The organism is Lamprocystis purpurea DSM 4197, from assembly GCF_000379525.1.
Lineage (GTDB): Bacteria > Pseudomonadota > Gammaproteobacteria > Chromatiales > Chromatiaceae > Thiodictyon > Thiodictyon purpureum.
Window position 1 is genome coordinate 41255 of sequence record NZ_KB902520.1, and the last position, 14199, is coordinate 55453.

12 protein-coding genes are annotated in these 14199 nt (G+C 67.8%); 7 read left to right on the forward strand and 5 right to left on the reverse strand.

The annotated features are described in order from the left end of the window. The first annotated feature begins 61 nt into the window (after positions 1-61). A complete protein-coding gene (locus tag A39O_RS36945) occupies positions 62-3481 on the forward strand; it encodes an SUMF1/EgtB/PvdO family nonheme iron enzyme (protein WP_020506763.1) in 3420 nt (1139 codons plus the stop codon). A 121-nt stretch (positions 3482-3602) separates the two neighbouring features. Here A39O_RS36945 and A39O_RS41100 read toward each other — a convergent pair whose 3' ends face one another. From A39O_RS41100 to A39O_RS36955, 3 genes are all read right to left on the reverse strand, one after another. Then, positions 3603-3764 carry a hypothetical protein gene (locus tag A39O_RS41100; protein ID WP_020506764.1) on the reverse strand — a complete coding sequence of 54 codons (162 nt, stop codon included), beginning with the start codon at positions 3762-3764 and terminating at the stop codon, positions 3603-3605. Between the two features lie 251 nt (positions 3765-4015). Continuing rightward, entirely contained in the window at positions 4016-5347 is a 1332-nt protein-coding gene (locus A39O_RS36950; RefSeq protein ID WP_020506765.1) for a formylglycine-generating enzyme family protein, read from the reverse strand. Then, positions 5281-7839, reverse strand: coding sequence for a TIR domain-containing protein (locus A39O_RS36955; RefSeq protein WP_051088867.1), 2559 nt, complete (start codon positions 7837-7839; stop codon positions 5281-5283). Before A39O_RS36955 ends, A39O_RS36950 begins: the two co-directional genes overlap by 67 nt. Before the next feature lie 474 nt (positions 7840-8313). Between A39O_RS36955 and A39O_RS0121670 the strand changes: the two genes are divergently transcribed. From A39O_RS0121670 to A39O_RS42845, 5 genes are all read left to right on the forward strand, one after another. Next, positions 8314-8724: a hypothetical protein gene (locus A39O_RS0121670; RefSeq protein ID WP_020506766.1), complete on the forward strand. Its 411-nt coding sequence runs from the start codon at positions 8314-8316 to the stop codon at positions 8722-8724. A gap of 249 nt (positions 8725-8973) precedes the next feature. Beyond that, positions 8974-9246 (forward strand): hypothetical protein, encoded by a 273-nt coding sequence (locus tag A39O_RS0121680; protein WP_020506768.1) that lies wholly within the window; start codon positions 8974-8976, stop codon positions 9244-9246. 37 nt (positions 9247-9283) lie between these two features. Further along, positions 9284-10396 carry a hypothetical protein gene (locus tag A39O_RS0121685; protein ID WP_020506769.1) on the forward strand — a complete coding sequence of 371 codons (1113 nt, stop codon included), beginning with the start codon at positions 9284-9286 and terminating at the stop codon, positions 10394-10396. 161 nt (positions 10397-10557) lie between these two features. Beyond that, positions 10558-10743: a hypothetical protein gene (locus A39O_RS0121690; RefSeq protein ID WP_157640320.1), complete on the forward strand. Its 186-nt coding sequence runs from the start codon at positions 10558-10560 to the stop codon at positions 10741-10743. Between the two features lie 378 nt (positions 10744-11121). After that, a complete protein-coding gene (locus A39O_RS42845; protein WP_245561956.1) occupies positions 11122-11268 on the forward strand; it encodes a hypothetical protein in 147 nt (48 codons plus the stop codon). Between the two features lie 48 nt (positions 11269-11316). Here A39O_RS42845 and A39O_RS0121700 read toward each other — a convergent pair whose 3' ends face one another. Then, the gene (locus tag A39O_RS0121700; RefSeq protein ID WP_211211668.1) at positions 11317-11766 is read right to left on the reverse strand and encodes a hypothetical protein; all 450 of its coding nucleotides are present in this window, start codon (positions 11764-11766) and stop codon (positions 11317-11319) included. Positions 11767-12437: 671 nt separating this feature from the next. Between A39O_RS0121700 and A39O_RS0121710 the strand changes: the two genes are divergently transcribed. Next, the gene (locus tag A39O_RS0121710; protein ID WP_020506774.1) at positions 12438-12749 is read left to right on the forward strand and encodes a PLP-dependent transferase; all 312 of its coding nucleotides are present in this window, start codon (positions 12438-12440) and stop codon (positions 12747-12749) included. On the opposite strand, the gene gltS is transcribed toward A39O_RS0121710, so the two are convergent. Next, positions 12709-13941, reverse strand: a complete 1233-nt coding sequence (gene gltS, locus A39O_RS0121715; protein WP_020506775.1) for a sodium/glutamate symporter — start codon at positions 13939-13941, stop codon at positions 12709-12711. The genes A39O_RS0121710 and gltS overlap by 41 nt on opposite strands. Positions 13942-14199 lie beyond the last annotated feature (258 nt).

Sequence of the window (14199 nt, forward strand, 5' to 3'; positions counted from 1 at the left end):
AGCGGTTACGCTTTGTGCAATATCGCCAAGTCGTATGTGCACCGGACCTCAGACACCGCCAATGGACCAACCGATTCGCCTCCTGCATCTGTCCGACATCCATTTCCGTGCCGGCAAGGCGTGGGACGCGGACCCGGTCTTGCGCGCCTTGGCGCGGTTCATCGCCGGCGAGGTCAAGTCCGGCTTGGTGCCGGACCTGGTGGTCATCACCGGGGACCTGGCCTTCGCCGGCACGGCCGCGGATTACCGGTTGGCCCGCGACTGGCTCGCGGACGAACTCTGGCCGGCACTGACGATCGACCCATCCGCGCGGCTGGCCAAGGATCGGCTGTTGTTGGTGCCCGGCAACCACGACGTGGACCGCGACCGTGTGGACTTCATCGTCCAGTCCACCCAGTCCGCCCTGCTCAAGGGCGCCGACCAGAGCCAGGTCGCCAAGGTCCTCGCCGCCCCGGCTCAGCGCAAGGTCCTGCTCAAGCGTCATGGCGCCTATCTCAAGTTCTGTGCCGACTGGTTCGGCAGGCCCCAGCCGCTCCCCTGGTGGCAACGTTCGATCACGATCCGCGGGCAACGCCTGCACGTCGCCGGGCTCGACTCCGCCTGGATGGCCTGCGGCGATACGGACCGCGGGCACCTGCTGCTGGGCCGCTACCAGATCAACCAGACCGTGCTGCACGCGGACGGCCAGCATGCCCATTGGCACTTGGCCCTGCTGCACCACCCCTGGGACTATCTGGCCGAATTCGATCTGCGCGAGGCCCGCCCGGACCTGCACCTGCACTTGGACCTGCTGTTGCGCGGCCATCTGCACGAGGGCGAGGCGGCCTTCATCCGGCCGGCGGACCCGGCGCGCGCCTGCCTGGAACTCGCCGCCGGTTGCGTCTATGACGACAGCCGCCACCCCAACGCCTTTCAGTGGATCGAGCTGTGGCCGGCGCCGCGACGGGTGCGGGTGTTCTTCCGCGCCTGGATCAAAGGCGCCTGGCAGGTCGACCGCAACCAGCCGGGTTGTCCGGACGGCCAGGCCGATTTTCCGCTGGACCCTGAGGCGGCCCCGGGCCAGGCCAAGCCCGGGGCCGCCGCCCAACCGCCGGCCATCCCCGCCGCCTATCTGGACTGGCTGTGCGGCCAGTACGAATCGGTCGAACTCCTGGGTCTGGAGGTCCAGGCGCAACACCCCACCCAACTCAGTCAGGTCTATGTCCCCGCCATCACGCCCGCCAGGCGCGCAGTGGCAGCGCCGGACGCGGCCGCACCGGATGGGCGGCCGGACGACCGCCCGCCGCACGAACTGCTGCTCAGCCGCCTGGGCGAGGGGTCGCTCTATTGCCCCGGCGACCCCGGCGCCGGCAAGTCCACCTTCTGCCGCTGGCTCGCCCTGGTCGTGGCCGGCGGCGCCGTGCCCGCCCACCCGATCGGCGAGCCGGACGACTACCGCGAGACCTTCCCCGCGGCGCTGCGCGACCGCCTGCCGGTCCTGGTCCCGCTGCGGGATTTCTGGCCCGCGCTGCCCCTGACACCAGGGGGCCACCACCTGAGCCCGGCCGCATTGAGCGCCGCCCTGGGCGGCTGGCTCGCTGAATGGGCCGGCGGACGCCTGGAGGCTGCAACCTTCGCCGCCCTGCTCGGCACCGGTCGGTGCCTGTTGATCCTGGACGGTATCGATGAAGTCCCGGTCGTCCACGGCGACGGGGTCCGGCGCACCTGCCCGCGCGCCTCTCTGCTCGCCGCGCTCGCGCACGGACTGGGCGACTGGACCCGGGCCGGTAACCGCCTGCTGCTGACCAGCCGTCCCTACGGCCTGCGCCCGGACGAGTTGCGGCGCCTGGCCCTGCCCGAGGCGCCGCTGGCCGCGCTGGACGAGGGGCTCCAGTCACTCTTCATCCGCCGCTGGTACGCCGCCGCCGACCCGTCCCAGGGCGAGGACAAGGCCCGTGGCCTGATCGATCATCTGGTCGACCGTCCCGACCTGCAGGAACTCAAGCGCAACCCCATGCTGCTCACCGCCCTGTGCGTGCGCTACGGCGAGGGTCGGCGGCTGCCTCAGGACCGTCACGATCTGTACGACAAGTTGGTCAACAACGTCCTCTTCAACCGCTACCGGGACGCCGACAACGAGCGCGCCGCCGTGCGGGGGCGCCTGGGCGCCATCGCGCTGGGCATGCACACCGGCACCGGCATCCAACTGCAGCGCGTCACCCCGGAGGCGGCCGTCAGCCTGGAGGAGGTGGAGCGCATCCTCACCGACTATGCCGAACTCAGCCCGGTCACCGAGGCGGGCACCACGGCCGCCGCCGAGCGCCGCGACGAGTTGCTCTCTCGCTCCGGCCTGCTGCTCGACCGCGGGACCGGCAAGGCCGGTTTCTATCACCTGAGCTTCCAAGAGTTCTTGGCCGCCGAGCACCTGGCGCGCAGCCGCCGCGAGCCCGACTGGTTCGCGTCCGTGATCGCCGCACGCGCCCCGTTCCCCGAGTGGCGGCTCACGCTGAGCTTCCTGTTCGGCCGCATGTTGGAGCGCAACGGTGAACAATGGGCGCTGGACGCCGCCCGCGACCTGCTCGCCACCCAGGACCGCGCCGCGGTCCGCGCCAACCCCGCCGTCGCCGTCGTCTGCGCCGACTGGATCGAGATGCTTAAGCGCAAGGGCCTCCACCTGCTGGATCTCGCGGACCGCTACACGGCGCTTGCCGTCGCGGCCATCGCGGACGAGATTGCAGTTAAGGACCGGTTCCGGCTGGGGATGGTCCTGGGGCTGGTCGGCGACCCGCGGCTCGGCGACCCGCGCGACCCGGCCTGGCAGGAGCGCGGATTCGTCCTGATCCCGGCGGGGCGCTATGCGTACCAGGATGGTCATCGGGAGATCACCGAGCCCTTCCGGCTCGGCCGGTACTTGGTCACCAACGGTCAGTACGGCCGTTTCATCGAAGAGGGCGGCTACCGGGAGCCGGGCTGGTGGTCCGCGGACGGTTGGGCCTGGTGCGAGGCGCAGTCCGTGCGCCTGCCATCCTTGTGGCAGGACAGCCGCTTCAACACCGCCAACCAGCCGGTGGTGGGCGTCTCTTTCTGGGAGGCCGACGCCTTTTGCCGCTGGGCCGGCGGGCGCCTGCCGACCGAGCAGGAGTGGGAGGCCGCCGCTCGCGGACCCGAGGGTTATGAGTACCCCTGGGGCGGGCAGTGGGAGGACGGGATCTGCAACAGCGACGAGGCGGGTCTCGGGGTCACCTCCCCGGTCGGGATCTTTCCCCGTTCGACGCAGGTACCGCTTGGCCTGGAAGACATGGCGGGCAACTGTTGGGAGTGGTGTGACGACTTCTATTCTGAGGACAAGCGGGAAGGCGGGTCGCCGCGCGTGGTGCGCGGCGGTGCCTTCTGGTACGTGGCCAGGGACCTGCGCTCCGCGTACCGGTACTGGTTCCGGCCCGGGAACCGGGACCAGATCTTCGGGTTCCGCTGCGTCCTGGCCGCGCGCCGCCAGCCTTGACCCTTTGACCCATCGACCCTTTCTTTCTTCTACGGACCGCGCAGCGGTCCGTTCGCGTTTGACACTGACTGACACTGTGTCAGTGTGATTGTCAGTGTAAATGACACTGTCAAACCCGTTGTCACCCGCCCAGCGCGCCCCACATCCCCCGAAACGCCGGCAGACTGCGCGCCAGATGTGCGGGGTCCAGGTCGTCGGCCCGGCGCAACCGGCGGCGCAGTCGGCGCAATGCCTTGGGTCCCGGACCAATGCCGGCCCGACTGATGCGAAAACCCAGAAACACCGTGGGCAGACGGTTGTCCAGCCCGTAGGTTGGGGTGAGGAACGAACCCCAACATCCCGGCCGCCGATCGTTGGGGTTCGTTCCTCACCCCAACCTACCGCGCTCAGCTGCATGGTGGGAGGTGACGGGCGTGAGTGTCAGTGTCATTTCACACTGACAACGACAATGACAAAGTGTCATTCCGTTGTCAATTTCGAACGGACCGCTGCGCGGTCCGTTGGAAGAAAAGAAAGGGTCAAAGGATCAATGGGTCAAGGCTGGCGGCGCGCGGCCAGGACGCAGCGGAACCCGATGCTCCTGAACCGGAACACGGGCTCGTCCCAGACCCGGCCCGCAGAGCGCAGGCTCCCGGCCACGACGTAGAAGGCCCCGCCGCGCAGCACGCGCGGCGACCCGACATCGCCTTGGGCCAGCGGATCGACGACCAGACCTTGGCTCTGACACTGCCCGTAGAAGTCCTCGCGATCAGCGTCGAAGCACCATTCCAGCACGTTGCCGGCCATGTCCAGAATGCCCTCAGGCGTGCAGTCGCCGGTGAAGATACCCACCGGGCTCGGTGCCCCGACCTTGGCCTCGTCGCAGTTCGCGCGCTGCCCGTCGGGCGCTTCGTCGCCCCAGGGATAGCGGCGTCCCGCCTCACCGCGGGCGGCGTATTCCCACTCGGCCTCAGTCGGCAAGCGGACCACGCGGTCCGCGGGCAGCAGGATGGTTCCCTTGGCGCCCTGGGGCCGCGACAGGCGATCGGTCAGCCAAGCGCAGAAGGCCGTCGCCTGATACCAGGAGACCTTCACCACCGGGCGACTGGGATGGGCCTGCTGGTCGTCCCAGTCATCCGGCGTTGTGGGCTGGTCCGCTCCGCCGGCTCCCCACCAGCGGGGATCGGCGTGGTCCTCGTCCTCCAGGAAGGCGGCGAACTCGGCGACGGTCACCGGGAAGCGCGCCATAGCGAATCCGCTGACCTGGACCTCATGGACCGGGGCCTCGTTGTCGTGCGCGTCGGGGTCGTAGCCGGGGGCCTGTTCCTTGTTCTTCTGCGCACCCATCAGCAAGTGCCCGCCCGGCAGTTCGACCCAGCGCGCCGGCCGGTGCCAGCCGAGCCGCGGGTCGCCCGCCTGGGCCAGGGCGTCGGCCGCGGCGATGCGGTCCGGGAGCGGGATGGCCGGGGCCTGTGCCGGGTCGAAGACGCCCAGTGCGGTGGTGAGACACCGGGCGTAGCGCGGGTCGCCCGGCTGGTAGTGGAAGGGGTCCAGATCGCGCACCAGGGCGCCCAGGAGGCCGGCGGCGCGGGCCTGATCCGCCAGGCCAGGGCCGCAGCCGTCGAGGACGGCGCCGACCAGCCCGTCCACTTTGTCGACGCCTTGCTCATGGAGCACCCCGCCGAGCAGCAGCACGGTCTCGCGCCACTCCGGGCGATAGAGGGCGGGGACCGTGGCGCCCCCGGTGCCGAGCAGCAGGATGTTGCGCTCGCCGTCCGCCAAGCCGGCCAGGGCCTGGGCGGCCAAGTACTCCTGAAAGGTCAGGTGCCAGAAGCGCAGTTGGTTGCCGCGGCGCACCAGGATGCCGCTGTCCTGTTGTCGTTCCAATGCACGACGGCGAGCGCGGTGAGCATGACGGCGTTGCGGGCCAGCCGACGGATCTCGGGGCGGCAGTCGAGTGCGGCGGCGAGCGCCCGGCGATGGTCCTCGGCCTGGCGTTCGCTGTCGGGGAACAGGGCGCGGCTCCAGCGGCCGAGGAAGCGGGCGATGGCGGCGGGGTCCAGCCGGTCGATGGTGGTGCGCACGAAGCCGCTGAGCAGTGTCTCCTCCTGGAGTGCGGCGGGGCGGCTGGTGACCACCAGCGGGCAGTCGCGGTAGGCGCGGGCAACGCATTCGATGACCTCGACCAGGGTGCGGCGCCGGCCCTGGTCGGGGGCCTCGTCCAGCCCGTCGAGCAGGATCATGGCGTCGCCGGCATTCAGCAACCGGCGGAAGTCGTCCGCGCCTAGCCCCAGGTTGTGGCCGCGGGCGTCGTCGGCCAGGAATTCGATCAACCAGTCGGCGGTCCGCGCGCGGGCGGGGCCGCGGCGGCGCGCCTGTTCGCCGGCGATGAAATCGAGCCAGTCGGTGATACGCACCAGCAGCGGCAGGCGCGCCCGCTCCAAACCAAGATGCCGGACGGCGGCGTCCGGACCCGGCGCGCGCCCCAGCCGGTCCGCGGCCAGACAGTGCGCCACCCAGCGCAGGAAGGTGGTCTTGCCGCAGCCGGGGTCGCCGATGATGAGCAGACGGTGATGGACCAGGGCGGCGTGCAGTGGATTGGCACCGGGTCGGTGCGCCGCGAGGCGCGCGTCCTGACCCTGGCCGACGCCGCCGCCGGTGGTCTGCAATTCGATATAGAGATCGGCGATGGGGATGCGGTTGGCCTCGGCCCGGCCGGTCTTGATCCCGCGGATGGCGAGGTTGGCGGTGTCCTCCCACAGGGTGTCGAGATAACGGGTGGGGTCGGCGGGGGGCGGTTCGCGGCCGGTGATCGGCGGGGCCGGCGGCTGGACCGGGGCGAGGTCGAAGTCCGCCGCGCCGTCCGGGCAGCCGGGCTGATTGCGGTCGATAATCCAGGCGCCCTTGACCCAGGCGCGGAACAGCACCCGAACCCGTCTGGAGGCTTGGCCGCCTGGAGGCAACCGATCATCCGCCCGCGGCGCCGAAAGGGGCTGGAGGCGCGGCAAGGATTTTGGCTTAATGCCGGTAATGCCCCATTCCACTCGATCCAACCCGTGGTCAGTCAAGCCGCCGCGCAGATCGACCCAGGTAAACGCGCGCAGGAACAGGGGCAGCGATTTTGGCTCGACCGGTGCGTCGGGCAGCAGCACCGGTATGACCGGCAATCTGCGCGTAACGAACTCCGATAAGCAAGCGCGCATTTCCGGGTCTTCCCACGGACCCAAGCCATCTTTTCCGACCAATACGGCGGCTGAGCGCGTGGTTTGAATGATGCTTTCCAGCGCATCCTGCCAAGGCCGCCCCGGCACCAGTTGCTCTTCGTCCAGCCAGACCTTGAGACCACGCGCCTGTAACGCATGGGCGAGTTGCCGCACCATCGGTTTATCGCGGCTGTTGTGGCTGAGAAAAACATTGAATAAATCGGCATCTTGGAAGGGGGCATCGGGCGAAGAGCCGAGGTGAACGCTTGATCTTGGCGGGTAGAGTTCGATCCACTGAAAGGCGTTGGGATGGGGGCTGTCGGCGTAGACGCAGCCGGCGGCCAGCTCCAGGCAGGCGCGGGCCGGATCGGGCGGCAGCACGCGAAACGCCTCACCCGCGTGCAGGTGGCCGCGCAATACGAGATCCCGGTGCAGGTGGATGGTCCGGCGCGCTTCGTGGGTGTCGAACTCGGCCAGATGGTCCCAGGGGTGATGCAGCAGAGCGAGGCGCCAGTCGGCGCCCTCGGCGTCCGGGTGCAGCACGGTCTGGTTGACCTGGTAGCGTCCGAGCAGCAGGCGACCGCGGTCGTCGTCGCCGCAGGCCATCCAGGCGGAGTCGAGGCCGGCGGCGTGCAGGCATTGACCCTGGATCTCGATGCGGCGCTGCCACCAGGGCAGCGGCCTGGTCGCCTTGGCGTCGGGCTCCAGCCACTTGGCATAGAAGGCGAGATAGGCGTTATGCCGTTTGAGTAGGACCTTGCGTTGCGTGGCGCTGCCCAGAATTTTGGCGATCCGATCCTGGTCGCACCCGGCCAACAGCGCGCCCTGGACGGCCTCGGCGATCTCGTCCACGGCCTCCCGATCCACATCGTGATTGCCGGGGACCAGCAGCAGTCGATCGCGCGGTAAGGGCGGCGCGTCCTTCGCGCTGAGCGTCGGCCACAGCGCCTCGGCCAACCACCTGCGGGCCAGGGCGTATTCCGCGGCCTTACCGGAGTGGGCGAGGTCCCCGGTGATGGCGACCAGATCGGGGGCCAGACCCTGGGCAACCTCGGCGCCGATGGCAGCGGCCAAGTGGCGCAGGACCGGCTCGCGGTCCCAGGCGGTATCGGCACGGAAATGGAGGTCGGACAGGTGCAGGATGCGGACCGGGGCCCTGGGCTCGCTCGCAACCATCGCAATAGGCGCTCCTACATCGCGGGATTTGCGCGAGCCTAACCAGTACGGCGTGGTGATCGCAAGCGTGCCTGGTGGCGATGGCTGCACGCGATGCAATGCCGGACGGTGCCGTCGTCCGCGCACAAGTTCAATCAGGAGTCCGGCAATGACCTGGCACGACTTTCTGACAACACTCGCCATCGGCCTCGATCGACTGGACGCACGGCTGCGGGCGACGGCGTCAGTGCTCGAAACCGGCGCCGGTCCTGACCTCGCCACCCCCGCCCGTCCGCCTCGCCGAGGGCCGCCAACGCGTCGGGGCCGCCGAGTGCCTGATCGATGTTGTCGCCCACTGGACCCGCACCGACGGGGCCTGCGTTCCCGTTGACCACATCGGCATCTGTCTGCGCGACAAGGGCCTCGCGCGGCCGGGATCGACGGCGCCAAACCGCCCGACCGGGGTCACCGCAGCACATCAGGCACCGCCGGTGGGTGAGTCTCGCGGCGGCCGGCAACCTCGACCGCCTGACCGGCATCAAGGTCGCGCTGCGCCGGGGGCTCGACCAGACCGCCAACGTCGGCACCGACCCGCGCCTGGCGGCCCTGCGCGCCAGCCTGGAGCGGCGCTGGGGCATCGGCGATCGACTGGAGCAATTGGAACGCACCCTCGACGAACTGGAGCGGACGCTGCGCGCCTACGCCGAACAGCGCGCCGCCCGCCTGGTCACTTTCCTCACCGTCTTTGGTTTCCCGCTGGTGCTGTTCGCCGGTTTCTTCGACTTTGCTCTCAACGGGATGCCGCGGGAGTGGGGGGCGCTGCCGGGCTGGCTGCTTGGGCAGTCGGTACCCGCTGTCGCCGCCGTCGCCGTCGCCGGGATGGTGCTGATGGCCCTGGTCCGCTGACTGGGCGGGCGCGGGCGCTAACCGGTCCGCTGTGCGGATCGAGCCTCGCGCGAACCCGAACGGGGAAGGTCCGCACAGCGGACCCTACCCGGCTTCGTGCGGGAGGACTGGGTCGCGTCCCTGGACCTGGCCTCGCTGGAGACGGTCAAGGGCAGCTATGTCACAGACGATTACCGCGACCGCGAAGACGACATCAGCTGGCGCGTCCGCTGGGCGGACGGCTAGTTTTACGTCTATCTTCTGATCGAGTTGGAAAAGGCGCGTGACGAGCCGACTTGGCTCACGGTCTACGCCCGGTTGGTGGCACTCCTGGACAGCGGCGCCCTGGACAGCCTCAAGCGTGCTTTCGGGCGTTGGATCTACCGCAGCTTCATCCGTAAGAAGCGCCCCGGCATCCGCCTGCCGGACATCAATGACTTTCAAGAGGTGCATGTCATGCTGCAAGGCCTTGATCATCGTTCCGGCCAGCGATGGTCATTTGGAGTCCAAGGCTTCAGCCTTGGCCGGCCGCTCCAAGGCTGAAGCCTTGGACCCCCCGATAACCCCGAGAGATCCCGAGATGTCGACACGCGGCTGGTACGACTATTACATCATCGCGCCCCACACGGGGACACTGTCGCTCGCCATGCGATTTTACAAATGGGGTGATGCCACGCCCGAGAACGCACTCGACGAGTATCTGCTGTTCCGCGAGACGCTCGACGCGCATGACGGACGGCTGCCGGTCGAATGGCTCGACCGTCTGCTGCGCGATCAGTTGGGCGAGTTGCACCCGGAGTTGCCGCCGCAGTTCGCCACCGGGGCCTTTCTGTTCCTGCTGCAACGCGCTGCGGAGTGGATCGAGTGCGACTCCTGGCGACGCTTCGATCCACCGGAGGAGCGTGAGGATCTTCCTTTGTGCTACGCCCTCGACGAGGCGCTGGGCACCGAGCCGTTCGAGATTGCGCCGCATCCCGATCCCTTGTTGGAGCAGGTCAGGCGTTTCATTGCCACGGCACGTTATCTCCGTCCCTGGCGCAACTACGGGCTGCGGCTCAATCTGCTGGGCTGGTTGCAGTATCTGACCCAGCCGACGCGCAGCGCCGACATGGGCTCTCTGGCCGGCGACTGGGACCCCCACTGGGATATCGCTTACCAGTACCGGCTCTTTTTCTGGATCCACCCGGACGACCCCTTCCGCATCGAGCGGATCGCGATCGAGCTGTGCGACCGCGCCGGCTCGAACCTGCTGACGGCCGCGGACCCGCAAGACGACGACGCGTGGCAACGCGAGGAGCTTGACAGCCTGCGCGAGACCATCCGCGAAGCGGACATCGCAATCGCCGCCTTGGAGACAATACAGCGCGACTACGCCATGCCCGCGGATCGCTTTTGGCAATTCTGCGAGCGGCCGGACCCGCAGGAGACGCGGCGGCGCGCGCGCCGCAAAGAGTTGCAGGGCAGTTACAACATGCTGTTGCTGCAAGTCGAGAAACGCTTCGGAGCGGCAATCGCCGCCGACAGTCGACCGCTCATGGAGCGGATCGACGAATTCGATCGGCTGCTGACCCTCGCCGACGCGGTGATCGACAGTCCCGACAGCGAGGCTTGGCTGGCCGCGTTGGGGGAAGCGGTACAGCGAAGTCTGCCCGAGACGGACGAACGAACGCCCGACCTTTTCAAGCGCGACTGAACGACGTGCAATCCGGACCTGAGAAGGCTCGGCCTTGATGAAAAATTCGGCCATCCTGCCGGACGGGAGTTCGCTGGTCCGCACAGCGGACCCTACGGGCGTAGGGCCGTAGGGTCGGCTGTGCGGACCACAGACCTCGCCGTTGGCTGATGGCCGGGATCATGATCAAGGCCCTGCTGCTCGACGATGGGGCGCTCGTCGGCGATCCGGCCTACCCGGTCGAGGTACGGAACCTGGTGGTCAGTCAGCAACCGGAGGTCGAGGCTTTAGCCGGTGGCGGCTCCCGACATATCCGACAAAATCAGCCGCGCCGACACGATCAAAGCCCCCCGTGGGAGCGGCTTTAGCCGCGACGAGGCCCTGGCTGCTTGCGAGTTCGCGTCGCGGCTAAAGCCGCTCCCACCGGGTCCCGCGCGACTTTCACGGTAACCTCGACCGCCAGTGGCCGGAACGCCGATCAAGGCCCACCCGTCCACTGCCGCGAGGCGGCGCGCCTTATCCACCCGGGGCCATAGTCCCTATAATCCCCGACGCCACTTCCCTTCGAGGCCCTGTGGCAGATCGAGCCTGAGGCTTAAGCCTTGGCTCCTGATCGCTTAGACTTGGCCCGCAGACCTGAACCCAACGGAGTCCGCCCCATGCACGCGATCGAGTTTCAGACCACCGTCCACGACGGTGTCCTCCAGATTCCCTGAGAGTACCGGCGGGAGCTCGACGGCCGCGACGTGCGCGTCGTCGTCGTCGATACCCGGACCGAGGACGCGGGGGAGACCGAGACCCTCCTTGCGCGCCTGCGCCGGGTACGCATCGCGGGACCGGCGGACCTCTCGACGGATCATGACACTTATGTGATCGGCAACCGGGATGCTTGAACCGCGTAGCGGACCCTACCGGGCTGAGCAGGCCCGACCCTCCCGATCTCAATGGCGGCGCTTGGATCGATCGATATGGAAGCTTTTCCCGGGATCTACGCCATCGTAGACCGAGAAGCGCGCGAACATGACCTCCATGGAGCCGTCCAGTGCGCCGAGCGCGCTGAGCCCCATGTCTAAATCGCGGAAATAAAAGGCCATGCCCAACCGGTTGCCCAACGCGAAGGCGCCATGGGCAAGCTCGAAATCCTTGAGCCATAGCGCGGCCATCATCTGTGCCGGACCCGGGGACCGGACCGCCAACCGCTCGTGCAGGATTTCGAGTACCCCCCGAAACCGCTGCTCGATGGTTTTGTCCTTCAGCGGCTTGCCTTTCGCCTGGAAGGCCGGATCCGGCACCAGGTCGTCGAGGAAATAATTCATGATGACTGAAAAATCGTCGGCATCGACGAGCAGGGTCTTCAGTTGCTTGATCTTGCCCGCGAGACGGGTTGGCATGGTCATCGATAGGGTCTCAGGAGGCGACTGCTCATACAGCGATCCGGATCAATTCGGCGAGACTGAGGGCATTGCGCTGAATGCGTTGAATCTCATTATACGGAGGTTACGGCGGTCGCATCGGTTAGACAAGCGTCACCGGGAGGTCGCCCGAGCGGGCGACGTGATCCGCGGGGCGGTGGATACCCACGGACAGCGTGATGATTTGGATCGTGGTGGAGTTTAGGCGGGGCGCTCGGCGACGCAGCCTACAAGGTCGAGTTCATCGACGATGCCGGCCGGACCGATGCCCTGGCGCCCATCCATGCCGCCCGACTGTTGGTCCTCCACTACGATCCCGCGCAGGTGGCCGCGGCATGATGCGCAGGTCTCCCGCGTGTTGGCTGGTTGCCAAGTTCCATTGGGAGCACGGTCCGGGAAGCCCTGTTTCCCGTCGCGGGGGGGGTAGAGTCCGCTGTGCGGACCGCACCCCGCGCAAACCCGACCGGGGAAGGTCCGCACAGCGGACCCTATCCGCTGGCGCTGTGAATGCGCCGAGTCCGGTCGCCAATACGTCCCATATCGATACACGTTTGGCCCAGACCGGGCGCACCACGGACCCCCGGATGGGAGCGATCAGCACCCCGATTTACCAGACCTCCACCTTTGCCCATCCCGGATAGGGCCAGAGCATGGGCTTCCTGCAGAACGCCATGGGGGCGGCGCTGAGTCCTCAGGATGCCTGGCTGGTGCTGCGGGGACTCAAGACGCTGGCCCTGCGGCTGGAGCGGCAGCAGCACAACGCGCTGGTGCTGGCCCGGTGGCTGCGGCGGCAGCCAGGGGTGCTGCGGGTTGCCTACCCAGGCCTCCTGGATGATCCGAACCATGTCGTCCTCGTGCGATCGGCCGGCGGCAAGGATCGCACCGAGTTCATCTGGTCGGTGTGTCGCCTGCGCAATCCCGCTAAAAATTCCGCAGAAACAGCGGAATCACCAGCGCATTGACCAGGTCGATAAAGAAGGCGGATACCAGGGGCACGATGATGAAGGCGCGGTGGGAGGGGCCGAAGCGTTGGGCCACGGCCGCCATATTGGCCATGGCCGTGGGGGTCGAGCCGAGTGAGACGCCGCCGAAGCCGGCGCAGACCACCGCGGCATCATAGTCGCGGCCCATCACCGGGAAGAGAATGAACAGGGTGACGGTCACGGCCAGGACGAATTGGGCGGCCAGGATGGCGAGAACGGGCCCGGCCAGGTCGATCAGCGTCCAGAGTTGCATGCTCATCAACGACATGGCCAGGAAGGTGCCCAGCGCCACGTCGGCGATCAGGGCAATCGCCGGGGTCCGGGTGGGCCAGGGCATTCCGCTCAGGGTCGGCAGATTCTTCGGGATCAGGTTGGTGATGAGGATGCCGGCGAAGAGACAGGTGACAAAGAGCGGCAGCTTGAGCCCCAAGTCGGCGACGATGCCGTTGAGCAGGAAGCCGAGGATGATACAGACGTGGATTGCCAGGATGGCGCTCAGGAAGTCCAGGTGACCCAGGCCGACCTTTTTCTGGGTGTCGGACAGGCCGATGTCCTGGACCTCCTCGACCAGTTGCGGGGCGGGCGTGAGCCCGTGGCGTTTGATCAGGAACTTGGCGATCGGGCCGCCCATGATGCTGGCCAGGATCAGGCCCATGGTCGCGCTGGCGATGCCGAGTTCCATCGCGTTGCTGATCCCATACTGCGCGGTGATGACGGGCGCCCACGCGATCGTGGTGCCGTGGCCGCCGATGAGGGATACGGACCCGCCGGTGATCCCGACCGCCGCCGGCAGGCCGAACAGGGCCGCCACGCCGATGCCGGTGAGGTTCTGCGCGAACATGAAGGCGATGGTGACGGCCAGCAGGATCAAGAGCGGCCGGCCGCCGGCGAGCAGGTCCCGCGCGCTGGCATTGATGCCGATGGTGGTGAAGAAATAGACCAGCAGGATATCGCGCGCCTGTAAATCGAACGCCACCGCGACGCCGGAGGCAAAATAGAGCACCCCGAGCAGGATGGAGAACAGCAGGCCGCCGGTGACCGGTTCCGGTATGCTGAATTCGCGGAGGATTCCGATCGTGTCGTTCAGGCGTTTGCCGATGAACAGCACAACGATGCCGATGGTCACGGCGAGGAAGGATTCGATGCGCAGGACACCGTCTTGAAACTCCATGAGAACTCCTGATGATGCGCGAACGCGGCCGCACGGGACCGACCGCTGGATCACGCGCCCCGCGGGTTGGCGGCGGCGCGCTGGCGCAGTGGTCTGGATTGCATGGCGACAGGATACCTGGTTTGCGTGTCGATCAGCAGGGGACGGAGCGCCCAGCGTGTCGGCTCACGCTATACTGCCGACTGCCGACTGCCGACTGCCGACAAGAGCGGCTCACGGCATCCGGTAACGGCTTCCAACAATCGCAGAGGACCTGTT